General features: G+C 64.0%; 29 protein-coding genes and 3 tRNA genes. 22 read left to right on the plus strand and 10 right to left on the minus strand.

The features are described from left to right. Positions 1-35 precede the first annotated feature (35 nt). The 4 genes from AUR64_RS20965 to AUR64_RS15555 all read right to left on the minus strand — a co-directional run bounded on the left by AUR64_RS20965 (position 36) and on the right by AUR64_RS15555 (position 1,647). Positions 36-212: a hypothetical protein gene (locus tag AUR64_RS20965; protein ID WP_169794671.1), complete on the minus strand. Its 177-nt coding sequence runs from the start codon at positions 210-212 to the stop codon at positions 36-38. Positions 213-331: 119 nt separating this feature from the next. Continuing rightward, positions 332-414, minus strand: a tRNA-Ser gene (locus tag AUR64_RS15545). Between the two features lie 43 nt (positions 415-457). Continuing rightward, positions 458-1,213, minus strand: coding sequence for a DUF2064 domain-containing protein (locus AUR64_RS15550; protein WP_058583005.1), 756 nt, complete (start codon positions 1,211-1,213; stop codon positions 458-460). Between the two features lie 128 nt (positions 1,214-1,341). Then, positions 1,342-1,647, minus strand: coding sequence for a HalOD1 output domain-containing protein (locus tag AUR64_RS15555; RefSeq protein WP_058582880.1), 306 nt, complete (start codon positions 1,645-1,647; stop codon positions 1,342-1,344). 294 nt (positions 1,648-1,941) lie between these two features. On the opposite strand from AUR64_RS15555, the gene AUR64_RS15560 reads away from it, so the two are divergent. Further along, positions 1,942-2,139, plus strand: coding sequence for a hypothetical protein (locus AUR64_RS15560; protein ID WP_058582881.1), 198 nt, complete (start codon positions 1,942-1,944; stop codon positions 2,137-2,139). A gap of 71 nt (positions 2,140-2,210) precedes the next feature. Here AUR64_RS15560 and AUR64_RS15565 read toward each other — a convergent pair whose 3' ends face one another. From AUR64_RS15565 to AUR64_RS15580, 4 genes are all read right to left on the minus strand, one after another. Beyond that, on the minus strand, positions 2,211-2,846 hold the full coding sequence (locus AUR64_RS15565) for a uracil-DNA glycosylase (protein ID WP_058582882.1): 636 nt from the start codon (positions 2,844-2,846) through the stop codon (positions 2,211-2,213). A gap of 59 nt (positions 2,847-2,905) precedes the next feature. Then, positions 2,906-3,136, minus strand: coding sequence for a hypothetical protein (locus AUR64_RS15570; protein WP_394326104.1), 231 nt, complete (start codon positions 3,134-3,136; stop codon positions 2,906-2,908). A gap of 77 nt (positions 3,137-3,213) precedes the next feature. Further along, the gene (locus AUR64_RS15575; RefSeq protein WP_058582884.1) at positions 3,214-4,257 is read right to left on the minus strand and encodes an Mrp/NBP35 family ATP-binding protein; all 1,044 of its coding nucleotides are present in this window, start codon (positions 4,255-4,257) and stop codon (positions 3,214-3,216) included. 60 nt (positions 4,258-4,317) lie between these two features. After that, on the minus strand, positions 4,318-5,376 hold the full coding sequence (locus AUR64_RS15580; protein ID WP_058582885.1) for an SDR family oxidoreductase: 1,059 nt from the start codon (positions 5,374-5,376) through the stop codon (positions 4,318-4,320). Between the two features lie 254 nt (positions 5,377-5,630). On the opposite strand from AUR64_RS15580, the gene moaA reads away from it, so the two are divergent. The 5 genes from moaA (at position 5,631) to AUR64_RS15605 (ending at position 10,545) form a co-directional block, all read left to right on the plus strand. Beyond that, positions 5,631-6,590 (plus strand): GTP 3',8-cyclase MoaA, encoded by a 960-nt coding sequence (gene moaA / locus AUR64_RS15585; RefSeq protein WP_058582886.1) that lies wholly within the window; start codon positions 5,631-5,633, stop codon positions 6,588-6,590. 142 nt (positions 6,591-6,732) lie between these two features. Further along, positions 6,733-7,920 (plus strand): hypothetical protein, encoded by a 1,188-nt coding sequence (locus AUR64_RS15590; protein ID WP_058582887.1) that lies wholly within the window; start codon positions 6,733-6,735, stop codon positions 7,918-7,920. Positions 7,921-7,971: 51 nt separating this feature from the next. Beyond that, positions 7,972-8,682, plus strand: coding sequence for an ABC transporter ATP-binding protein (locus AUR64_RS15595; RefSeq protein ID WP_058583006.1), 711 nt, complete (start codon positions 7,972-7,974; stop codon positions 8,680-8,682). Further along, on the plus strand, positions 8,675-9,811 hold the full coding sequence (locus AUR64_RS15600; protein WP_058582888.1) for an ABC transporter permease: 1,137 nt from the start codon (positions 8,675-8,677) through the stop codon (positions 9,809-9,811). Before AUR64_RS15595 ends, AUR64_RS15600 begins: the two co-directional genes overlap by 8 nt. A gap of 104 nt (positions 9,812-9,915) precedes the next feature. Next, on the plus strand, positions 9,916-10,545 hold the full coding sequence (locus AUR64_RS15605; protein ID WP_058582889.1) for an NAD(P)-dependent oxidoreductase: 630 nt from the start codon (positions 9,916-9,918) through the stop codon (positions 10,543-10,545). Between the two features lies 1 nt (position 10,546). On the opposite strand, the gene AUR64_RS15610 is transcribed toward AUR64_RS15605, so the two are convergent. Then, on the minus strand, positions 10,547-11,221 hold the full coding sequence (locus AUR64_RS15610; RefSeq protein ID WP_058582890.1) for a DsbA family oxidoreductase: 675 nt from the start codon (positions 11,219-11,221) through the stop codon (positions 10,547-10,549). 248 nt (positions 11,222-11,469) lie between these two features. Between AUR64_RS15610 and AUR64_RS15615 the strand changes: the two genes are divergently transcribed. The 16 genes from AUR64_RS15615 (at position 11,470) to rpsB (ending at position 19,969) form a co-directional block, all read left to right on the plus strand. Further along, complete coding sequence (locus AUR64_RS15615) at positions 11,470-12,450, plus strand: NmrA family NAD(P)-binding protein (protein ID WP_071391303.1); 981 nt, start codon at positions 11,470-11,472, stop codon at positions 12,448-12,450. A 57-nt stretch (positions 12,451-12,507) separates the two neighbouring features. Then, entirely contained in the window at positions 12,508-12,720 is a 213-nt protein-coding gene (locus AUR64_RS15620) for a hypothetical protein (RefSeq protein ID WP_058582891.1), read from the plus strand. A 10-nt stretch (positions 12,721-12,730) separates the two neighbouring features. Beyond that, positions 12,731-13,567 (plus strand): BKACE family enzyme, encoded by an 837-nt coding sequence (locus AUR64_RS15625; RefSeq protein WP_058582892.1) that lies wholly within the window; start codon positions 12,731-12,733, stop codon positions 13,565-13,567. Positions 13,568-13,825: 258 nt separating this feature from the next. After that, positions 13,826-13,908, plus strand: a tRNA-Ser gene (locus tag AUR64_RS15630). A 17-nt stretch (positions 13,909-13,925) separates the two neighbouring features. Then, entirely contained in the window at positions 13,926-14,450 is a 525-nt protein-coding gene (locus tag AUR64_RS15635) for a 30S ribosomal protein S13 (RefSeq protein WP_058582893.1), read from the plus strand. Further along, complete coding sequence (locus AUR64_RS15640) at positions 14,447-14,974, plus strand: 30S ribosomal protein S4 (RefSeq protein ID WP_058582894.1); 528 nt, start codon at positions 14,447-14,449, stop codon at positions 14,972-14,974. The genes AUR64_RS15635 and AUR64_RS15640 overlap by 4 nt, the downstream gene beginning before the upstream one ends. Then, positions 14,971-15,360 (plus strand): 30S ribosomal protein S11, encoded by a 390-nt coding sequence (locus AUR64_RS15645; RefSeq protein ID WP_058582895.1) that lies wholly within the window; start codon positions 14,971-14,973, stop codon positions 15,358-15,360. The genes AUR64_RS15640 and AUR64_RS15645 overlap by 4 nt, the downstream gene beginning before the upstream one ends. 5 nt (positions 15,361-15,365) lie before the next feature. Beyond that, positions 15,366-16,115 carry a DNA-directed RNA polymerase subunit D gene (locus AUR64_RS15650; RefSeq protein ID WP_058582896.1) on the plus strand — a complete coding sequence of 250 codons (750 nt, stop codon included), beginning with the start codon at positions 15,366-15,368 and terminating at the stop codon, positions 16,113-16,115. 194 nt (positions 16,116-16,309) lie between these two features. Further along, positions 16,310-16,394 (plus strand) — tRNA-Leu (locus AUR64_RS15655). 27 nt (positions 16,395-16,421) lie between these two features. Then, positions 16,422-16,775, plus strand: a complete 354-nt coding sequence (locus AUR64_RS15660) for a 50S ribosomal protein L18e (RefSeq protein ID WP_058582897.1) — start codon at positions 16,422-16,424, stop codon at positions 16,773-16,775. Next, positions 16,772-17,209 carry a 50S ribosomal protein L13 gene (locus tag AUR64_RS15665; RefSeq protein ID WP_058582898.1) on the plus strand — a complete coding sequence of 146 codons (438 nt, stop codon included), beginning with the start codon at positions 16,772-16,774 and terminating at the stop codon, positions 17,207-17,209. The genes AUR64_RS15660 and AUR64_RS15665 overlap by 4 nt, the downstream gene beginning before the upstream one ends. Continuing rightward, on the plus strand, positions 17,203-17,601 hold the full coding sequence (locus tag AUR64_RS15670; protein ID WP_058582899.1) for a 30S ribosomal protein S9: 399 nt from the start codon (positions 17,203-17,205) through the stop codon (positions 17,599-17,601). The genes AUR64_RS15665 and AUR64_RS15670 overlap by 7 nt, the downstream gene beginning before the upstream one ends. Positions 17,602-17,613: 12 nt before the next feature. After that, positions 17,614-17,808 carry a DNA-directed RNA polymerase subunit N gene (locus AUR64_RS15675; protein ID WP_058582900.1) on the plus strand — a complete coding sequence of 65 codons (195 nt, stop codon included), beginning with the start codon at positions 17,614-17,616 and terminating at the stop codon, positions 17,806-17,808. Continuing rightward, on the plus strand, positions 17,805-17,981 hold the full coding sequence (locus tag AUR64_RS15680) for a DNA-directed RNA polymerase subunit K (RefSeq protein WP_058582901.1): 177 nt from the start codon (positions 17,805-17,807) through the stop codon (positions 17,979-17,981). Before AUR64_RS15675 ends, AUR64_RS15680 begins: the two co-directional genes overlap by 4 nt. Next, positions 17,982-19,187 (plus strand): phosphopyruvate hydratase, encoded by a 1,206-nt coding sequence (gene eno, locus AUR64_RS15685; protein ID WP_058582902.1) that lies wholly within the window; start codon positions 17,982-17,984, stop codon positions 19,185-19,187. Further along, positions 19,184-19,969, plus strand: a complete 786-nt coding sequence (rpsB, locus tag AUR64_RS15690; protein WP_058582903.1) for a 30S ribosomal protein S2 — start codon at positions 19,184-19,186, stop codon at positions 19,967-19,969. The genes eno and rpsB overlap by 4 nt, the downstream gene beginning before the upstream one ends. A gap of 138 nt (positions 19,970-20,107) precedes the next feature. Here the strand turns inward: rpsB and AUR64_RS15695 are convergent, their stop codons facing one another. Further along, a complete protein-coding gene (locus tag AUR64_RS15695; protein ID WP_058582904.1) occupies positions 20,108-20,947 on the minus strand; it encodes a VOC family protein in 840 nt (279 codons plus the stop codon). Positions 20,948-20,983: the final 36 nt, after the last annotated feature.

Genomic DNA, 20,983 nt, shown 5'->3' on the forward strand with positions numbered 1-20,983 from the left:
GTGGTCGCAAAACCGTTACCCTTCTCAGCCCACCGTCACCCCGTATGCGGATACGCGTCGAGTTCGACGAACGCCGTCGACCCGCAGGCGGCACACTCCGTCGGCGACTCGTACTGGTGTTCGCCGCTCTCGCTTCCCATGACGGTCCCGGCGTAGATGATGTGACAGTTCTCGCAGACGAACTCGTGTGGTCGTTCGGGTACGTGTGACATACGGTCTCGTCGTCGCCGAGAGAGTTGTAAGTTAGTTATGGTGTTCGTGAGTGTTCGCCCGAGAGAGCGAACGCAGTGGCGAGCGAAGACACCGCTCGTCGTTTGCTCGCATCAGAATGCGGTGGGACTGGGATTCGAACCCAGGAGGCCGAAGGCCACCTGCTTTCAAGGCAGGCGCAATAGTCCACTCTGCCATCCCACCAGCGTCCGTACTACCCGTGGCCGCCTCTAAGTCCTGTCGGTCCTCAACCGCGCACGACGCGCGGTTCGCCGTCCTCGACGACGACGCGGAGACCCATCTCCGCGACGAACTCGGCAGTGTGTTTCGGGACGATGCGGCCCGCTTCGCGGCGAGCGTGTAGTATCGGCAACACGGTGAGAAGGTCCTCGCCCGTCTCGACGGTCGGTTGCATCGGGAGAAAGTCGACGTCGAGTCCGGCGTCGTGACCGTGTGCTGCGAGCGTCTCGATTTCGGGGTGCGTGAACGCCTCGGAGAAATCAATCGTGTCGGTGAACGCCGTGTAGTAACTGCGCCCACCGGTCGACGGGCCGAGCACGACGGGCGTCGTACGGAGTTTCATCGCCGCCGAGTCGACGAGCGTTCGCGTCAACAGCGGTGCGTTCCCCCGCACGACGGCGACCGAGCGCACGTCTTCTGTGTCCAGTAGATGCGAGACGGTGTTGCCCGCGCGGGCGTCGAACGTCGACCCGACCTGTTTCTCGACGCGGACGTCCGAGAGGTCACCGAGCGTGTCGGCGGCGAGTGCGCGAACCGCCGCGGCCGACGGTTCGTCGGTGACGAACTCGTCGGGGAGTAGGTCGTCCGGGCGGTAGTTGACGAGTAGGTCGCCACCGGAGCGAGTGGCGGCGAGGAAGGCGTCTTTCAGCATCGCGGCGTAGAACTCCGCGGCCTCGGCCTCGGAGAGCGGGCTGGTCTCGGCGAGTTCCGGAAGCACGAGGCCGGGTCGTGGCGGGTCGGCCAGAACGGCGACGACGGTCATAGTCGGTTCTCGTCGCGGCGTCGTCTTGAACCCGCTGGTGTTCACTCGACGCTGCGTTGCCGTCGCTCACCGAAATCGAACCGAGAGAAGGGGTCCGTGGCTGCGCGCGCCCGTCGCAGCGCGGACCGTTATCGCTGTTGCGGAAGCTCGTACACGTTGACTTCGCCGGTACTGAAGACGACGACTTCGTACTCGTCGTAGGTGAATCCGACGTAACGCATCGGCGTCGCCTCGGGTGTCGCGTTACTCGACAGCACCGCTTCGGCGAAGCCGAGGTCGATGACGTTTCCAATCGGGGGCTGGAGTTGGAGTGGCTCGGTGTCTTTCGCCCGTGCGAGCGCCTTCGCAACGGCGAACGTCAGCGTGTCGGGGTCGTCCGGGTCGTACGTCGCGTTCGCAACTTCGGTCCGGCGTGCGGTGACGAACTCGTTCACCGACGCATCTGACTCCGCGAATTCGGAATCTGCAGTGCGTTCGGTGTTAGACGTCCGACTCGGCTCGTTTGGAGAGTCTCCCTTGGAGTTGCCCGGTCTATCCATGTCCGTCAGTTGGACCGGCATACCGAGTTAAAGAGTTTATGGATTATTTCCCGACAGCTTAGGTAACAATTTTACTAGTGAACGTCTTTTGCTGAACTGACAGGGTACGTTCGTTGATACTGACTAAATAGTATCAAAATAGATGAATGACTGGAAATACTCTTTGTTTAGACTCCCGATGCGTTTCGTATGGATATCCTCAAACAGTTCGCACGAGTCGTTGTCCCGGCCGTCGTGGTTTTGGGCCTCGGTGCGGCGCTCACGCTTCTCGCAACGGGCCTCTCGGCAGCGACTGTCGTCACGGTGGGTCTCGTCGCGGTTTTGGTCACGGTGATGGCTCGATTCGCAATCCGCCGTGCGAGGAGAACGGAGACGCCCTACTGGTAGCTTCCGCGTGATACACACCCACCGCGTCGGGACCTGCTGACCGTGGCGGGATCCACTGACCGTGGCGACAGTCAGCGACTGCGTCGACCCTTGGTCTGACGGTAGTCGCGGCCGAAGACGCTCTCAGTAATGTGTTCGACGAACGCCTCGGTCTGCTCGTCGGTCTGTCTGTCGAGTTTGACCATCGGCACGAGTTCGAAGCCCCGGCCCCGAATCGTCGTCGCGTGTTCGGCTTCGACGTCGAAACTCTCGACACGACGGGTGGTGTAGTCGAACGCCAGCGCTTCGAGCGCTCGTTGGCCGATTGGGACGATGATTTGGGGGTTTATCATCCGTATCTCGGCGTTGAGATACGGTTCGCAGGTTTCGATTTCCTCGTCAGTCGGGTCGCGTTCGGGGTGGCGACAGCGCGTGAGGTTCGTCACGAAGACGTTCTGGAGGTCGGGTTCGGTCTCTTCGGGCGACGACCGCGAGAAGCCGAGTTCGCCGAGAATATACTGGAGTCGCTCGCCCGCCGCGTCGCCGACGAACGGAATCCCGGCCTCGTCGGCCCCGGCGCTGGGCATCTCGCCGACGAAGAGGAACTCCGCGCCCACGTCGCCGTAGCCGTGGACGACGCTCTCGCGCGTGTCGCAGAGCGCCGGACAGTTCGTGCAGTTTTCGTCCATGCTGAAGGGGTTCTCCAGCGTATGCTGATGGGCGTCCACGGCGGGGGGTTGGTGAGGACGAGATAAAACGGTGCGGGAGTACGGAGAAGTCGTGACGACTACCGCCGCAACCCGCCCTGTTCTTTGATGTTCATGATGTGGCGGACGTTCAGATAGATTTCCTCGGGCGAGGTGTCGCCCGCGTCGTCGTAGAGGTCGCTCACGCGGTAGAGAATCGCCGACAACTGCCGACTCTCGGAACTGTCGCCGTAGACGTCCTCGGCAATCTCTCGAAGCACCCTGACGCGTTCTTCGTCGCCCGAGAACTCGGCTTCGGAGTTCGGAGCCATCTGCCAATCCGGTTCCTCCTCGTCCGTCTCCTCGTCGCCTGTTTCGCTCTGTGCGTCGGGGTCGACTGCTTCCTCGGTCATTTCTGCGAGCGGAGTTTCATCCGGTTGACGACGCCGACGTTGTTGGCGACGTTCTCGGTCAGCACACGGAAGGCGTCGGCCGTCCCGTTGTCCTCCTCCAACACGATGGGTTCGCCGCCGTCGCCGCCGGTTCTGACGGCCGGGTCGAGCGGAACGCCGCCGAGATACGGGAGGTCGGTTTCGTCTGCTAACGCTTTCCCGCCGCCGGAACCGAAAATGTCGTGGCTGTTACCGCAGTCGGGGCAGACGAAACTCGACATGTTCTCGACGACGCCGAGGACGTTCGTGTCGTGGGTGCCGAACATCCGCAGTCCCTTCCGGGCGTCGTCGAGTGCGACTTCCTGCGGAGTCGTGACGATGACCGCGCCGGTGAGTGGCAGCGTCTGGAGAATGGTCAGTTGCGTGTCGCCCGTTCCCGGCGGCAGGTCGAGCACGAGATAATCGAGTTCGCCCCATTCCACGTCTTCGACCAACTGTGTCAGAATCTTGTGGACCATCGGGCCGCGCCAGATGACGGGGTCGTCCTCGCCGACGAGAAACGCCATCGACATCAGCTTCATGCCGTACTTCTCGGGCGGGACGATGGTCTCTTCGGCAGTTGCCTGCGGGTGGTCGTCGGCGGCGACCATCCGCGGGACGTTGGGGCCGTACACGTCGGCGTCGAACAGGCCGACGCGCGCGCCCAGTTGCGACAGTCCGGCCGCAAGGTTGACCGCGACGGTCGATTTGCCGACGCCGCCTTTCCCGGAGGCGACGGCGATGACGTTCTTGACGCCCGGAAGAACCTGCTCGCTCTGTGAGAGCGACGAGGGCAGTTTGGCGGTGAGGTCGACTTCGAGACCGGCCTCCGAGAGCACTTCGCGGACGCGGGTCGCAATCTCCGTCTCGTTCGGCGCGTACGGCGCACCGAGTGCGAGCGAGACGCGGGCGACGCCGTCGTCGACGTCGACGGCGTTGACCAGACTGAGCGAGACGATATCCTCGCCGAGGTCGGGGTCTTCGACCTCCCGAAGGAGGTCTCGTACGTCGGCTTCGTTCATGCGCTCATCATGGGGTCGTCGGTCGAATAAGGGTTGTTACTCCGGAACGGTTCTGTCGACTCACCGCGTCGCAGTCGGCGTCGTCGTCGCCGTCGAGTCACGCTCTGCAGGCGAGTCGAGGTAACCGTTGTCGCGGAACCACGCCACCTCGTCGCGCAGTGTCTCGTCGAACGGGCGGAACGTCACGTCCAACTCACGAATCGCCTTCTGAGAGCTGAGTTCGACCTGCTCGTGAACGGTCCGGACCGCTGCACAGGTGATGAGCGGGTCGCGTCCGGTGACTCTTGCAGCGAGTTCGCTGGCGTAGCCGACCGCGAGACCCACGCGGTACGGCAGCACGCGTTTCGGGGCGCGAACGCCCGTCACCCGCTCTAACACCTCGGCGAACTCGCTGAGGTCGTAGTACCGCCCGCCGACGATGTAGCGCTCGCCGGACTCACCACGCTCTGCGGACCGAACCGTCGCCGACGCGACGTCGCGTACGTCGACGAACGAGAACCCGCCTTCGGGGAGCGTCGGAAGGTTTCCTTCGACGAAATCGACGACGACCTGTCCCATCGCCGTCGGCGCGGCGTCGCCGGGTCCCATCATCACGCCCGGAAGCACCATCACGACCGGGAGGTCGTGTGTGACGAGGAACCGTTCGATGGCTCGCTCCGCGAGTATCTTGCTGCGGAAGTAGTAGCTCTCGGTGTCGGTCGTCTCGCGGCGGGCGGACTCGTCGCTCGGCGACCCGTCCGCTTTCGGTCCGATAGTGCCGCTGGAACTGATGTAGACGACTCTGTCGACGCCCGCGTCGTCGGCGGCGGTCAGGAGGTCGACTGTCGCATCGACGTTGACCGCGCGGAGCTGTTCGGTGTGGTTCCGCTCGCCGACGCCGAAATACTCCCGGAAGTACGCCGCCGTGTGGAACACCGCGTCCTGTCCGCGGAGTTCGTCGGCGAAGCCGTCGACGTCGAGCATGTCCCCGACGACGATTCGGGCGTCGGTCTCTCCCAAAACTCGCTCGGCTTTCTCGTGCGAGCGCACGAGTGCGGTCACGTCGTGGCCGTCGCGTTCGAGTTCTCGAACGAGTGCGCTACCCAGTAACCCGGTGGACCCGGTGACGAATGCTTTCATCTGGACTCACATCCGAGGAGGGTACGCGCGGAGAGGAGATAGCCTCTCTCCGGGTGTCGACCACACTCTCACCGTCGACCACGTTCTCGCCGCCGGTCATCACCTCCGTCGTCCCTCGATGCGCTGACTGCCGACGAACCGACCATCGGCAACCAACCGGAGCTACCGGTTGAGACGAGCGTAACCGAATAGAGTTACGAACGGCGGGGTCAGTCCCACTCATTTAAGCACGTCCACACGAACTCTCACGATATATGTTGACGGACGACTTCGGCAGGGACGTCACCGGGGTCCGAATCTCGCTTACGGACCGGTGCAACTTCGACTGCGTCTACTGTCACAACGAAGGACTCGGCGATACGCGGGGGCCGATGGACCCGCAGGACGACGAGATGAGCGCCGACGACGTCGTTCGCTTCCTCGAAGTCGTCGAGGAGTTCGGCGTCCGGAAGGTGAAGTTCACCGGCGGCGAACCGATGCTCCGAGGGGACCTCGAAGAGATTCTCGAACGCACGCCCGACTCGATGGAGATGTCGCTGACGACGAACGGAACGTTCCTCCCCGGGCGCGCGGAGGACCTGAAAGCGGCGGGACTCGAACGCGTGAACGTCTCACAGGACGCGCTCGAACCACAGGCGTTCGCCGAGATTACGAAATCCGGCGCGTACGACCGCGTGATGGAAGGCGTGCAGGCGGCGTTGGACGCCGGTCTCGACCCGGTGAAACTGAACATGGTCGTCTTCGAGCACACCGCCGGCTACGTCGAAGGGATGGTCGACCACGTCGCCGAGAACGACGGTCTCCAGTTGCAACTCATCGAGTACATGCCCGAACTGACGGGCAAACCCGAGTGGAGCATCGATATCCAGCGCGTCCACGACTGGCTCGCCGACATCTCCGACCGCGTCGAACACCGCGAGATGCACGACCGGAAACGGTACTGGGTCGGCGGGGGGATGGTCGAAATCGTCGACCCCGTCGGCAACGAGAACTTCTGTGCGAACTGCCACCGCGTGCGCGTCACCCACGAAGGCTACCTGAAGGGCTGTCTGAACCGCAACGACGACCTACGTCCGATGGGCGACATGTCCAAAGACGAGATTCGAGAGACGTTCCGTGAAGTCGTCGAAAATCGCGTTCCGTACTACGGCGAGTATCTCGTCCGCGACGACCAAGACGAGTGGGTGCTCAACGAGAAGTACCTGCCAGCCTGAGAGAGTCGCTGGTTTTTACTCCCTCTCGCTGTGTCAGCGACAGCCAGCCGTTAATTTCCCAGTCTGTCGCGTAATTTCACTCTTATCGAACAGTCACTTCGACAGAAACGGCTAAGTTCTGTGTGTAGGATAGTACAACATCGTGAACCTCCCCACTGCATCGAAGGCGACAGCCGTCGCCGTAGCCCTCCTGATAAGCGCCGTCGCGGGACCGCTCGCGGCCGCGCCCGTCGCCGCCGACGGGACGTTCGTCTCCATCACCGTCGACACCTCGACGAACAGCCCCGTCCCCGAAAGCGAGTTCAGCGTCACGCCGACGCTTCGAAATGCCAACGACAGCGACGAAGCGTACGTCGTCGACAGCGTCGAGGTGCGAAAGACCACCGACCGCACGAGCAAGAAGTACGCCGAGCGCACCTCGCTGGGTCGTCTCGACCCCGGTGACACGCTGCGCCCGAACCTGAACATCACCCTGAACGAGACGGGCGCACAGACCGTCTACGTCCACGCGGAACTCCGCGGGTTCGACGGCGACACCCGCCGAATCGTCCACCCGCTCGACGTCACCGTCCAGCAGCCACATCCGCAGTTGGAAGTGAGCGTCGAGGAGGCCGTCGTCGGGGCCGAACGAGGGATGAACGTCACCGTCGCCAACGGTCTCAACGACAGCGTCCGGCAGGTCAGACTCTCGCTTGCGAGCGAGAACGTCGAGTTCCGTGAAGCCGACCGCGTCGCCGCGACGCTCGGCGCAGGCGAGACGCGAACGTTCTCCTTCGCCGCCACCGCAGAGGCCGGCGAGAAGCTTCCGATGCGCGCGGTGCTCACCTACACCGACCCCGACGGCGAACGCCGCCGCAGCATCGAGACGTTCGAGGCGGACTTCCGCCCGCCGGAGAACCCCGGTACCATCGACCTCACCGGTGTGAGCGTCGAATCCGATGGGTCGAACGACCGCGTCTCCATCTCGGGCAGCGCGGCCAACCTCGGTGGCGAACGCGTCGACAGCGTCGTCGTCAGCGTCGTCGGCGAGGAGAACGTCGCGCCCGCACAGCCACAACCCGAATACTTCGTCGGAACCGTCGAGTCGAGCGACTTCGTCTCCTTCGACCTCGACGCCCGCCTGACGAACAACCGGACCGAGATTCCGATACGGGTTCGCTACACCGTCGACGGCGTGACCCAAGAGACGGTGACGACGGTGAACTACGAACCGGAGACGACGAACGACGCCAACCGTCCGAACCAGAGCGGGTCGTCGCTCCCACTCGTCGGCGGCCTCGTCGTCGTGTTCGTCGTCGTCGGTGGTCTCGTTCTCTGGCGACGGGGGTAGTTCTCCGTGAGTTCGAATTCACCGACGGACGCGACAGATACGACGGATGCCGTGAAAACCGCGAGCGCGTCGAGCAAAGCGGCTGGTGCGGACGCCCGCGTCATCGACGGCACGAACGTGGTCAAAGAGTACCAGACGGGCGCGGAGACGGTTCGCGCGCTGAAGGGTCTCGACTTCCACATCGACCGCGGGGAGTTCGTCTCCATCGTCGGCCCCAGCGGGAGCGGGAAATCCACACTCCTGAACATTCTCGGTCTGCTCGACATCCCAACGTCGGGCACCGTGTTGGTCGACGGCAACGACGTGTCGGCGCTCTCGGAGACGGCCGCGACCCGACTCAGAAAGCGAGTTATCGGCTTCGTCTTCCAGAGCTTCTACCTCATCCCGACGCTCACCGCACGGGAGAACGTCGAAGTTCCACGCCTCTTGGACCGCAAACCAAAGGAGACGACGGCGCGCGCGACGGACCTCCTCGAACGGGTGGGCCTCGGCGACCGACTCGACCACTATCCGAACGAACTATCGGGCGGGCAGAAACAGCGCGTCGCCATCGCCCGGTCGCTCATCAACGACCCACAAATCGTGCTCGCCGACGAACCCACTGGCAACCTCGACAGAGAGACCGGCGACCAGATTCTCGACGAGTTCGACCGCATCACCGACGAGGGCGTCGCCGTCGTCACCGTCACCCACGACGACTACGTCAGCGAGTTCGCCGACCGGACTGTCGAACTGGTCGACGGGAGACTCTCCGATGTTTGACGCGCTGTGGCGACGGTTCCCTATCGTCCTCATGGCACGGCGGAACCTGACGCGGGCGCGGACCCGCTCGGCGCTCGCTATCGCCGCTATCGTCATCGGCGTCGTCGCCATCGCCACCTTGGGCATCGCGGGCGTCGCGTTCAAAGACGCCCAGTTCGAGACGCTCGGCTCTATCGGCAGCGACCTGCAGGTGTTTGCGGGCGAAGACAACGACGAGGGCTACCTCACCGACGCCGACATCCGCGAAATCGAACGGGCGACCAGCGGTGCGGACCTCGTCCCGTTGAAACAGCGAAACGCCGACCTCGCTGTCGGCCGGTCCGACGGGGGTGTAACCGTCTACGGCGTCGAAAATCCGAGGGAGTTGTACACCGTCCGCGACGGCTCGATTCCGGGTAACTGGCGACGCGGCGCACTCGTCGGCGCGACGCTGGCGGACCGTTACGGCCTCGAACCGGGGAACAAACTCGAACTCGACGGCGAGACCTATCGGGTTGCGGCCGTCCTCGAAGACGAGGGCCAAGCCGCAGTCGCGAGTCCGAACGAGGCGGTCGTCCTCCCGGCGACGGCGTTCGAGTCGGAGGGCTACGCACAGGTCGTCGTCCGGTCGGACAACGTCGACCAAGCCAACGAGTCGGCGATGGCGATTCGAGACGCGTTCAACGGCCGCGAACAGCAGATATCGGTGTTCGAGCGCGGCGAGGTCTCCGAGCAAATCGACCAAGCGTTCGCGCAGGTCAACCTGTTTCTGGTCGGCTTGGGCGCGATTTCGCTCGTCGTCGCCGGCGTGAGCATCGCCAACGTGATGCTGATGAGCGCTATCGAGCGCCGCGAGGAGATAGGCGTGCTTCGCGCCGTCGGCTACGAACGAAGCGACGTGCTCCGCATCATGCTCACCGAGGCGACGCTGCTCGGCGTCGTCGGGGCGTTCGTCGGCGTACTCGTCAGCCTCGGGTTGGGTCTGGTTATCAACAACGCGCTGCTGGGTGACCCGCTCGCGTTCACGACGGAAGGACTTCGATACGCCCTCTTGGGCTTCGTTTTCGGCGTCGCTGCGAGCGCACTCGGTGGACTGTACCCGGCGTGGAAGGCGTCGAGACAGCGGCCGGTCGAGGCGCTTCGCGGATAGCCCTCACGCGCCGTTCTCGGAATCGACACCCTCTCTACGACTGGAACCAACTCGCCCCGACGACCACGGACACTGCTTATTCTCTCTGCGGCCGTACGTCTCCCGTGAATCTCACAGTCTTCGGTGCGACCGGCAGAACCGGTCGCCCGCTGGTCGAACGAGCGCTCGACTCGGGACACCACGTGACCGCGTTCGTCCGCGACGTGGAGACATTCGACCTCGAACACGAGAATCTGCAGGTCGTCGAAGGCGACGTGACCGACGCCGAAGCCGTCTCGGAAGGTGTCGACGGTGCTGACGCCGTTTTCAGCGCTCTCGGACACACGAGTTCGTCCGGCGACGACGTGCTGACTGTCGGTGGACGGAACATCCTCGCGGCGATGGACGAACACGGCGTGGACCGCTTCGTGACGCTCGCGGGTGCAGCTGTCAGAACGAAGTCGGACCCCCCGTCGCTCGGCGCGCGAGCGATGGGGTCGGTGATGGGTCTCGTCGCCGGCGGCCTGCTCTCGGATGCACGTCAACACGTTCTCGACGTCCGCGACAGCGACCGACGCTGGACCGTTGTTCGCCCGCCACGTCTCACCGAGGGCGCCTACACTGGCGAGTACGACGTTGGATATCTGAAACTCGGGCCGCGGAACTCGGTGTCGCGTGCCGACGTAGCCGCGTTCATGCTTCGATGCGTTGAGAACGACGAATGGGTCGGCGAGATGCCGATGGTGAGTGGGTAGGTTACGTTTCGATGAGCGTCTGCAACGATTCTTCGGGGACTGCACCCTGAGCGGTTCGCTCCTGATACACGAACGAAGGAATCCCGGTCACGTCTTCGCGTTCGGACTCCGAGAGCGCGTCGGTGAGTTCGTGGTCGTACTCACCGTCGGAGAGCACCGACCGAACCGACGCCGGGTCGAGGCCGGCGGCGCCTGCGATATCGACGAGCGTCTCGTCGTCGCCGATATCCTCGCCGTCGCGCCACAGCGCCGAAAAGAGCCAGCCGTGGATGGTCTCGAATCGGTCCGGATGCTCCGTTTGCACGTAGAGGGAGAGTTTCTGTGCGTTTCGTGAGTCGACGCTGCGGTACGTCGGCGAGGAGAGGTTCATCTCCACGCCGTAGCGCCCGGCCAACTCCTCGACGGCGGACCACGGCGCCCCGAGCGACTCTTCGACTTCTATCTTCTGGTTCAAGATGCCGTCGGCGTCGCGATACGGTTCACGGAGGTCGAACGGTCGCCACTCGACGTCCACTTGCGGCAGTCCACGACTCTCACGGGAAGATTGGTAGTTAGAAAGAACTTCGGTGCCGAGATAACTGAACGGACAGACGTAATCGGCGTAGACGACGAGCGTCTCGGAGCGTCGCTCGTCGGGAGGACCTACACTGCTCTCGCTACCCTCTATGTCTCGCATACGAACACTGAGGCGGTACCGCCGTAAGTAGGCACGCCCCAAACAGCACCGAAACACCGGGAATCGAGGCGAACACTGGCCCTCGACGAACAGTCATCAGCTATCGAAGGAGTGAATCGCAGAGAGATATCACGCGCAGAACAACACACCACGCTTCGAGTGACCGAACGGTGAACGCGGTTGTTCTTCGACAACCGCCTCGTGAGCCGGCCCCGTAGAACGATGTGTCTCCGTCCAGTTCCATCGCTATGGGTGACCGAAACGACCCGAATAACACCGTTCTCGTCACCGGTGCGACCGGAACGGTTGGGACAACACTTACGGAGTTGCTCGCAGAGTACGGCCGCTCGGTCCGTATCGCCACGCGGACACCGGCGTCGGCGGCGGCGGACGAACCCGAATCAGTTCGGTTCGACTTCGAGAAACCCGAGACGTGGGGACGAGCGTTCGAGGGCGTCGACAGGCTGTTCTTGCTGCTGCCACCCGGCGGCGACGTCGCACGCGCGAGAGACGCCGTGGACGCGGCGATTCGTGTCGGCGTCGACCACGTCGTGTTTCTGTCGGTGCTCGGCGCGAACCGGAACCCGTTGTTGCCACACCGTCGCATCGAACGCCACCTCGAACAGAGCGACGCATCGTACACCTTCCTCCGCGCGAGTTTCTTCATGCAGAACCTCGCGGAGGTTCACGCCGTCGACGTACGCGAACACGACGAACTGTTCGTTCCGGCGGGCGAAGGTCGAACGAGTTTCGTCGACGCCCGCGACGTCGCCGCCGTCGCTGCCGCCGCCCTCACCGAACCCGGTCACGAAAATCAGAGATACGACCTCACGGGGAGGGAGGCGCTGACCTACGACGAGGCGGCGCAGGTGTTTTCGGAAACACTCGGCCGCAGAATCACCTATCCGAACCCGTCGCCGTTTCGGTTCGCACGGCGGACGTACGGCCGGGACGAACCGCTCGGGTTCGTCGTCGTGATGCTCGGTATCTACACCGTCGCCCGACTCGGGTTCTCGGGCCGTGTGACCGACGACGTCGAACGGGTGTTGGGCCGGTCGCCCACCTCGTTGGCCGAGTTCGTCGACGACTACCGCGAGGTGTGGGACTCCTCGGTCTCGTCGGCATCGTCGCCGGAGTCCGCGCCGGGCACGGGTTTGGGCGCGGAGACGGATGTAGGTGCGAATACGGATTCGGACTCGGATTCGGATACGGATACAAACACTCGCTAACGGCACGTGACACGGGGGTTACCGGGGGTTGATGCTCGTCGCACGCGAAGTGTTGGCATGGCAGACCGCTGTCCGTACCTCGACTACCGCCGGGAGGCGGGCGAGCAGACGTTCGATACGGCGCGACCGTACTGTACCGCTGCCGACGAGTTCGTCCAACCGATGCGCGCAGACATCTGCGCCGGCCGGTACGGACTCGACCACGCGACGGACTGTGAAATCTATCTCGCGCACGCGGACGACCGCGAGGGCGAGACCGGAGCGGAGTGAGCGAGAACGCATGAGCTACGACGACTACCTCGACGCCAAACCCGTCATCGTCACCGCGGCGCTCACTGGCGGCGTCCAAGGGAAAGAAGCACACCCGGACCTGCCGGAGACGCCCGACGAAATCGCCGCGGCGGCGGCCGCCTGCGAGAACGCGGGCGCAAGTATCCTCCACCTCCACGCCCGCCGCGACAGCGGCGAACGCGCCTTCTCGACCGAACGATTTCAGGAAGTCACTGAGAAAGTTCGGGAGGCCACAGAGAACGTCGTGATACAGCACTCGACCGGCGGGACGGGCGCACCGGACGCGTTGCGTGCAGAGCCTCTGAGGACTGACCCTGCCCCGGAGATGGCGTCGCTCGACATGGGGCCGCTGAACCGCTACGACCGCCTCACGAGCGAGAACACGCGCGCAACGGTGCGGATGCTCCACGAGGAGATGCGCGAGCGGGGAATCAAACCCGAGTTGGAGGTGTTCAACGACGGCCACCTCAACGAGTCGCTGGCTATCGTCGACGAACTCGACTCGCCGCCGTACTTCAACCTCATCTTCGGGTCAGGAACACTATCCGTGCCGCATCCGCGAAGCCTCCAGACGATGGTATCGCACCTTCCTGAGGGTGCTGAGTTCAACGTACTCGGCTTTGGCCGCCACCAGTTGCCGCTGACGACGATGAGCATCGTACTCGGTGGACACGTCCGCGTCGGCTTGGAGGACAACATCTACTACCGCAAGGGTGAGTTGGCCGAGAGCAACGCGCAGTTCGTCGAGCGAGCGGTCCGCATCGCCGACGAACTCAATAGACCAGTCGCGACGCCCGCGCAGGCGCGCGAGATTTTGGGACTTTGAGGACTCTGAAGTGACTGTCGAGCGGTTGGGGAGTCCCCACTAACTCACGCCGACAGATTCCGAGGCGTCGCTCACTGTTTTCTCCTCGAAACGAGGCGCGATAGCCCGGCACCCGAACTTCAGCACGAGACGGACTGTCAGAGCGTCTCACACGATATCCGGCTTTCGTGACGTTTAAGTACTGTCCACGGATTACTCCAATTGCAGTCACTGTAGGGGCGCGACGTCCCGAGTCCGAAACGGGCGAAGATACGACATGTTGCGGTAGCCAAGCGGCCCAAGGCGCTGGGTTGCTAACTCAGTGGCGTCATGCCTCCGGGGTTCGAATCCCCGCCGCAACGCTCACCCACTTTCCACCATGAGTGCAGAAGAACCACAGGACGGCTCGACCGAAGAGGAGGAGGACAACCTCCGATACTTCGTCCGCATCGGGCAGACGGACCTCGACGGGACGAAGACGGTCGAGCGGAGCCTGACAGACATGAACGGTATCGGCAAGCGCACCGCGCGCATCGTCGCCGAGAACGCGGGGGTCGACCGAACCGCGACGTTCGGTCGCCTCGAAGAGGAGGACATCGACGCCGTCGTTTCGGCCGTCGAGAACCTCGCAGACGAGGTTCCCCCGTGGCTCACCAACCGGCAGAACGATTTCTACACCGGTGAGACGACGCATCAAATCGGCAACGACCTACAGCAGAAACGCCGCCACGACATCAACCGGATGCAGATGATAAACTCCTACAAGGGTATCCGGCACCAGCGCGGTCAGAAGGTCCGCGGCCAGCGGACGAAGTCCACCGGCCGCACCGAGGGTACCATCGGCGTCAACGTCGAAGCCATCCGCGAGGAAGCGGAAGCAGAAGAAGGCGGTGACGACGAATGAGTACCGGCAAGAACACCAAGTCCTACGAGACGCCGAACCACCCGTATCAGGGTGAACGCATCGCCCGCGAGGGCGACCTGCTCGGCCGCTACGGACTGAAGACGAAAGAAGAACTGTGGCGCGCGCAGTCCGAACTGCGCTCGTTCCGCCGTGAGGCCCGACGCCTCCTCGGCGACGCACAGGGTGACATCGACGAGGCAGGCGAGGCAGGCGCGGACTTCCTGAACCGCCTCCGCCGACTCGGCATCCTGAACGACTCCGACGACATCAGCGAGATTCTCTCGCTGGACGTCACGGACCTGCTCGAACGTCGTCTCCAGACGGTCGCCTACCGCAAAGGCCTCGGCAACACGCCGAAGCAGGCGCGACAGTTCATCACCCACGGTCACGTGACCGTCGAGGGCGCACGGACCACCGTCCCCTCGAAGAAAGTCGAAGTCGACGAAGAGTCCACCGTGAGCTTCGAGGAGAACTCGCCGCTCGCGGACGAACTGCATCCTGAGCGCGCAGAGGGTCAAGAATGAGCGAAACCAGTGAAGAGACGTGGGGCATCGCCCACGTGTACGCATCGTTCAACAACACGCTCATCACCATCACCGACCAGACCGGTGCCGAGACCATCGCTAAATCCAGTGGTGGGACCGTGGTGAAGCAGAACCGTGACGAAGCGTCGCCGTACGCAGCCATGCAGATGGCCGAAGTCGTCGCCGAGGAAGTCAAGGCGGCAGGCATCGACGGCGTCCACGTCCGTGTTCGCGGCCCCGGCGGGAACCTCAACAAATCCCCCGGCCCCGGCGCACAGGCGACCATCCGAGCGCTCGCACGTGCCGGCCTCGAAATCGGCCGTATCGAAGACGTGACGCCGATTCCGCACGACGGCACTCGCGCGCCCAAAAACCGTAGGTTCTGAAAACAATGTCAGACGAGTTCGAGGTCGAGTTCATCGAACGCGAAGAACGGTCGGCGCGGTTCGTCGTCCGTGGGCTGACGCCCGCGATAGCCAACGGCATCCGCCGTGCGATGATCACCGACGTGCCGACGCTGTCTATCGACACCGTCCGGTTCGTCGAGAACTCGTCGGTGATGTTCGACGAGATGATCGGCCTACGACTGGGCCTCGTGCCGCTGACGACGCCCCTCGACGACTTCGAGGTCGGCGACGACGTGACGCTTGCGCTCGACGTCGAAGGACCGGCGACGGCGTACTCCGGCGACATCGAGACCAGCGACGAACTGGTCCAGCCCGCCGACGAGAACATCCCCATCATCGAACTGAAAGAGGGCCAGCGCCTCGAGTTCGAGGCAGACGCGGTTCTCGAAACCGGCAAATCCCACGCCAAACATCAAGGCGGCGTGGCAGTCGGCTACCGACACCTGCAGAAGGTCGAGGTCGTCGGCGACGCCGGTGAGTTCGACGAGGAAGAACCGAACATCCTCCGGGGCGTCGTCGAGACGGAGGAGGGCGAACTCGTCGCCACCGACGAGTTCGGCAACGACCTCACGAACCGCTACCCCGGCAAGGAAGTCGAGGTAACGGACGTCCCCGGCGCGTTCGTCTTCCACGTGGAGACGGACGGCTCGTTCACCGCCGACGAACTGCTGCTGCGCGCCATCGACTCCATCGACGCACGCGCGGCGGAACTCGAAGACGCAGTCGCAGTTTAAGCAATTAGTACAGATGACCCCCTCAACCATGCACCGACGTTCGCTTCGGCCGCTTCGACGACGCCACTGCTCCGGTGGCGTCCCGGAGGCCCGACGAGCGACGGTGCTGTCGGCCGACGCGGCGACGACGCGAGCGTCGTCGGCGTGCCGGACCGAAAGTGGTTTGAAGGGGCGGAGAGAACAGCAAATCGCGTGCAGGGATAGCCAAGTTTGGCCAACGGCGCAGCGTTCAGGGCGCTGTCTCATAGGAGTCCGCAGGTTCAAATCCTGCTCCCTGCACTCCCCTTCTCAGGAGGTTACTTCATCATGAGTAGCAAGACGAATCCGAGACTCACGAGTCTCATCGCCGAGCTAAAGGCGGTTTCACGAGACGCAGACGCCGCAGTATGGCGTGACGTCGCAGACCGCCTCGAAAAGCCACGGCGCACCCACGCGGAGGTCAACCTCGGCCGCATCGAGCGGTACGCGCAGGAAGACGAAACCGTAGTCGTCCCCGGCAAGGTGCTGGGGAGTGGTGTGCTGCAGAAAAACGTCACTGTCGCAGCCGTCGATTTCTCGGGCACTGCCCGCAAGAAAATCGAACAGGTTGGTGACGTGCTGACGCTCGAACAGGTCGCAGAACAGAACCCCGAAGGGTCCAACGTCCGGGTGATTCGATGAGCTACGCTGAATTCGAAGCCGACGTTATCGTGGACGCACGCGACTGCATCATGGGTCGCGTCGCCAGCGAAGTGGCCCAACGCGCGCTCGACGGCGAGCGCGTCGCGGTCATCAACGCCGAACGCGCGGTCATCACCGGCCGCGACGAGGACGTGATGGGCGTCTACCGGAAGCGCACGGAGGTCGGCTCCGACCGCGGTCCGTACTACCCGAAGCGCCCCGACCGCATCTTCAAGCGCGCCATCCGCGGCATGGTCCCGTACAAGACCCCGCACGGCCGCGAGGCGTTCGAGAACGTCCGCGTCTACGTCGACAACCCGTACGACGAAGACGGCGAAGTGCTCGACGGCACGTCGCTGGACCGACTCTCGAACATCAAGTTCATCTCCCTCGGAGAAATCTCCGAAAAACTGGGTGCTAACGTCACATGGTAACTAACACGAGCGGTAAGAAGAAGACGGCCGTCGCCCGCGCCACCGTGCGTGAGGGCGAGGGTCGCGTACGTATCAACTCCCGACCCGTCGAACTGGTCGACCCGGAGATTGCACGCCTGAAGATGATGGAGCCGTTCCGCATCGCCGGCGACGAACTCCGCGACGACGTCGACATCGACGTGCGCGTCAGCGGCGGCGGTTTCAGCGGGCAGGCAGACGCCACCCGCACCGCCATCGCCCGTGGGCTGGTGCAGTACTTCAACGACGCCGAACTCCGCGACGCGTACATGGAGTTCGACCGGTCGCTGCTGGTCAACGACGTTCGCCAGTCCGAGTCCAAGAAGTGGGGCGGGCCCGGCGCTCGCGCTCGCTACCAGAAGTCCTACCGCTGAGGTGACCCAACCATGATGATACCCGTCCGGTGTTTCACGTGCGGCAACGTCGTCGCCGAACACTGGGAAGAGTTCAAAGCACGCGCCCGCGAGGGTGACGAAGACCCCGCCGAAGTTCTCGACGAACTCGGCGTCGAGCGGGCGTGCTGCCGACGGATGATGGTTTCGCACAAAGACCTCGTCGACGTGGTGGCTCCGTACCAATGATACAACAGTACAATCGGTACGAGAAGGCGCGCATCCTCGGCGCACGAGCGCTGCAGATAAGCTACGGTGCGCCGGTACTCGTCGAATCGAAGCAGACCGAACCGATACTCATCGCCGCAGAGGAGTACGACGCCGGTGTGCTCCCGTTCACCGTCCGCCGGGGGGAGACGTAGATGACGCTCGTCACCGACGTCCGACTCCGCCGCATTCTCGACTCGCGGGGCAACCCGACCGTCGAAGCCGACGTACTCACGGAGTCCGGCGGCTTCGGCCGCGCGGCCGCTCCGAGCGGCGCGTCGACCGGTGAGTTCGAGGCCATCGAACTGCCGCCGAGCGAGTCCATCGCGGCGACGCGCGAACGCGCGCTCCCGCGACTCATCGGCGAAGTCCACGCAGGCAACCAACGCGAAGTCGACAACGCACTTCGCGCCGCCGACGGTACCGAGAACTTCTCGGAAATCGGCGCCAACAGCGCCGTCGCCATCTCGATGGCGGCCGCGAAAGCCGGTGCCGACGTGCTCGGCGCCCCGCTGTACCAGCATCTCGGCGGCGCGTTCCGCGGTGGGGATTTCCCCACGCCGCTCGGGAACGTCGTCGGCGGCGGCGAACACGCCGCGAAGGCGACGCACATTCAGGAGTTCCTCTCCGCGCCTGTCGGCGCACCGAGCATCGACGAGGCTGTCTTCGCCAACGCTGCGGTTCACGCGCGTGTCGCCGAGATTCTCGACGACCGTGACATCGCCGCCGCAAAAGGCGACGAAGGTGCGTGGGCACCTGCCGTCGACGACAGCGAGGCGTTCGAAATCGTCGACGAAGCCGTCTCCGACGTCGAAGACGACCTCGGCTTCGAGATTCGCGCCGGCCTCGACGTGGCCGCCGCGGAGCTGTACGACGAGGACGACGACGTCTACCGCTACGGCGACAAGGAACGCTCGACCGACGAGCAGATAGACTACATCGCCGACCTCGTCGACGAGTACGACCTCGTTTACGTCGAGGACCCCCTCGACGAGAACGACTACGACGGGTTCGCCGAGCTCACCGACCGAGTCGGCGACCGGACGCTCATCTGCGGTGACGACCTGTTCGTCACCAACGTCGAGCGGCTACAGACGGGTATCGACGAAGGCGCGGCCAACAGCATCCTCATCAAACCCAACCAGATTGGGACGCTGTCGGACGCCTTCGACGCCATCGAACTGGCGACCCAGCACGGTTACGACTCCGTTATCTCCCATCGCTCGGGTGAGACGGAGGACACCACCATCGCACACCTCGCCGTGGCGACGGCCGCCCCGTTCATCAAGACGGGTGCGGTCGGCGGCGAGCGAACTGCCAAACTCAACGAACTCATCCGCATCGCGGACGACGCAGTATGACCGAAAACGACAACGAAGCACTCGAAACCGCCGAGGAGGAGATCGACTCGGAACCGACCGGCGAAGCCGGTGCGGAGCCAGAAGTCGACCCCGAAATCGAGGCGGACGACGACCTGCCCGCCGAGGACGCCGACGAGGCGACCGAGGCCGAAGAAACCGACGACAGTCCGATGTTCGACGAGGACGTCATGCCCGACGACGAGGCAGACCTCCTCATCCCCGTGGAGGACTACCTCCAGGCTGGTGTCCACATCGGGACCCAGCAGAAGACCAAAGACATGGAGCGGTTCATCCACCGCGTCCGTGACGACGGTCTGTACGTCCTCGACGTGAGCCAGACGGACAAACGTATTCGCACGGCCGCGGACTTCCTCGGCAACTACGACCCCGAGCAGGTGCTCGTCACCTCCTCGCGTCAGTACGGTCGGTTCCCAGCCGAGAAGTTCGCCGACGCCATCGGTGCACGCGCCCGCACGGGTCGCTTCATCCCCGGCACGCTCACCAACCCGGACTACCGCGGCTACATCGAACCGGACGTCGTCGTCGTCACCGACCCTATCGGTGACGCGCAGGCCGTCAAGGAGGCCATCACGGTCGGCATCCCGGTCATTGCGATGTGTGACTCGAACAACCAGCTGTCGAACGTCGACCTCGTCATCCCGACGAACAACAAAGGTCGCCGCGCGCTGTCGGTCGTCTACTGGCTGCTCGCCAACGAGACGCTCGACCGCCGTGGCACCGACACCGTCTACGCCCTCGAAGACTTCGAGGAAGGCATCTAACGGCCCGCTTTCGCCGAAACGACTTCACTTCATTTTCCGACGCGTTACACCGAAAGCGGCGGCACTCTGACAGCGAGAGCGTCCGGACCCACACGTCCACGCGGCGAACTCGCAATCGACTCGCCGACTGATGGAAACTCAGTCGACGACGCCGACGGTTCCGTCGAGACGCGGCGCGTCGAACCACGCCACCTGCGAGTCGCCCCAGTTCTCGAGGTCGGCCAGCGCGTACGTCGCCATCGTCTCCTCGATATCTTCGGCACCGAGCAGATACGCACAGGGTCCCGGACCGAGTTCGGCCAGTCGGCTCGAAAGCGACGACGTTTCGCTACTCGGTTCCGCGAAGTAGACGGGCTGACCGGGGACGCGTGCGAGACTCCACCCATCGGGGCCACCGTCGACCGACTCCGCGGACGGAAATCGGTAGAGACGCCGGAACGACTCGCTCGCCTCGTCGGTGTCGTGGACGGCCAAGACGACGGCCGCGACGCCGGTCAGCGGCCCGTCGGCGACGCTCGGCGTCGGCGCCACTCGTCTGGACTTCGGTGTTCGGTCGGCGATAGCGAAGGGCAGCAGTTGTCGCGTCTGCTCGTCACCGGTGAACAGCATGTCCCACTCGACGAGTTTCCCGTCGTCGCGCTCACGGCTCGCGGTTTTCGGACCGTCGACCGACGCGCCAGCGTCGACGAGCCGTTTGGCTTCCGTTTTCGGGTTCTCCACCTCGATACACCACGCCGTCGGCCCGGCGTCGGCGGCGATATACTCGGGCCAGAAACCCGCTTTTTCAGCACTGGTTCCGGGCGTCGTCGAGATGAGTTCGAGATACGAGTCGTCGTCGAAACCGAGCACCGACATGTGGGTCGTGCCGGTGCCGTGGACGCCGCCGTACTCCGGTGTGAGACCGACCGAATCGAACGTCTCGACGAGCGAGTCGAGGTCGGTGCCGGCGAACGGGACGTGGTCGAGCGTCAGTGACATACCACCGTCTGCGCGGCGGACTCGCAAATACGTTCC

Origin of the sequence: Haloprofundus marisrubri (assembly GCF_001469955.1) — an archaeon.
Classification (GTDB): Archaea; Halobacteriota; Halobacteria; order Halobacteriales; family Haloferacaceae; genus Haloprofundus; species Haloprofundus marisrubri.

Excerpts from the sequence above, each read along its gene's own strand:
- AUR64_RS15660 (WP_058582897.1), top strand. The coding sequence starts at position 16,422 with ATGAGTAGCAAGACGAATCCGAGACTCACGAGTCTCATCGCCGAGCTA.
- AUR64_RS15570 (WP_394326104.1), bottom strand. The coding sequence starts at position 3,136 with ATGGCTCCGAACTCCGAAGCCGAGTTCTCGGGCGACGAAGAACGCGTC.
- AUR64_RS15665 (WP_058582898.1), top strand. The coding sequence starts at position 16,772 with ATGAGCTACGCTGAATTCGAAGCCGACGTTATCGTGGACGCACGCGAC.
- AUR64_RS20965 (WP_169794671.1), bottom strand. The coding sequence starts at position 212 with ATGTCACACGTACCCGAACGACCACACGAGTTCGTCTGCGAGAACTGT.
- moaA (WP_058582886.1), top strand. The coding sequence starts at position 5,631 with ATGTTGACGGACGACTTCGGCAGGGACGTCACCGGGGTCCGAATCTCG.
- AUR64_RS15675 (WP_058582900.1), top strand. The coding sequence starts at position 17,614 with ATGATGATACCCGTCCGGTGTTTCACGTGCGGCAACGTCGTCGCCGAA.
- AUR64_RS15640 (WP_058582894.1), top strand. The coding sequence starts at position 14,447 with ATGAGTACCGGCAAGAACACCAAGTCCTACGAGACGCCGAACCACCCG.
- AUR64_RS15615 (WP_071391303.1), top strand. The coding sequence starts at position 11,470 with ATGGGTGACCGAAACGACCCGAATAACACCGTTCTCGTCACCGGTGCG.
- AUR64_RS15680 (WP_058582901.1), top strand. The coding sequence starts at position 17,805 with ATGATACAACAGTACAATCGGTACGAGAAGGCGCGCATCCTCGGCGCA.
- AUR64_RS15600 (WP_058582888.1), top strand. The coding sequence starts at position 8,675 with ATGTTTGACGCGCTGTGGCGACGGTTCCCTATCGTCCTCATGGCACGG.
- AUR64_RS15580 (WP_058582885.1), bottom strand. The coding sequence starts at position 5,376 with ATGAAAGCATTCGTCACCGGGTCCACCGGGTTACTGGGTAGCGCACTC.
- AUR64_RS15625 (WP_058582892.1), top strand. The coding sequence starts at position 12,731 with ATGAGCTACGACGACTACCTCGACGCCAAACCCGTCATCGTCACCGCG.
- eno (WP_058582902.1), top strand. The coding sequence starts at position 17,982 with ATGACGCTCGTCACCGACGTCCGACTCCGCCGCATTCTCGACTCGCGG.
- AUR64_RS15670 (WP_058582899.1), top strand. The coding sequence starts at position 17,203 with ATGGTAACTAACACGAGCGGTAAGAAGAAGACGGCCGTCGCCCGCGCC.
- rpsB (WP_058582903.1), top strand. The coding sequence starts at position 19,184 with ATGACCGAAAACGACAACGAAGCACTCGAAACCGCCGAGGAGGAGATC.
- AUR64_RS15575 (WP_058582884.1), bottom strand. The coding sequence starts at position 4,257 with ATGAACGAAGCCGACGTACGAGACCTCCTTCGGGAGGTCGAAGACCCC.
- AUR64_RS15650 (WP_058582896.1), top strand. The coding sequence starts at position 15,366 with ATGTCAGACGAGTTCGAGGTCGAGTTCATCGAACGCGAAGAACGGTCG.
- AUR64_RS15610 (WP_058582890.1), bottom strand. The coding sequence starts at position 11,221 with ATGCGAGACATAGAGGGTAGCGAGAGCAGTGTAGGTCCTCCCGACGAG.
- AUR64_RS15560 (WP_058582881.1), top strand. The coding sequence starts at position 1,942 with ATGGATATCCTCAAACAGTTCGCACGAGTCGTTGTCCCGGCCGTCGTG.
- AUR64_RS15620 (WP_058582891.1), top strand. The coding sequence starts at position 12,508 with ATGGCAGACCGCTGTCCGTACCTCGACTACCGCCGGGAGGCGGGCGAG.
- AUR64_RS15695 (WP_058582904.1), bottom strand. The coding sequence starts at position 20,947 with ATGTCACTGACGCTCGACCACGTCCCGTTCGCCGGCACCGACCTCGAC.
- AUR64_RS15635 (WP_058582893.1), top strand. The coding sequence starts at position 13,926 with ATGAGTGCAGAAGAACCACAGGACGGCTCGACCGAAGAGGAGGAGGAC.
- AUR64_RS15645 (WP_058582895.1), top strand. The coding sequence starts at position 14,971 with ATGAGCGAAACCAGTGAAGAGACGTGGGGCATCGCCCACGTGTACGCA.
- AUR64_RS15550 (WP_058583005.1), bottom strand. The coding sequence starts at position 1,213 with ATGACCGTCGTCGCCGTTCTGGCCGACCCGCCACGACCCGGCCTCGTG.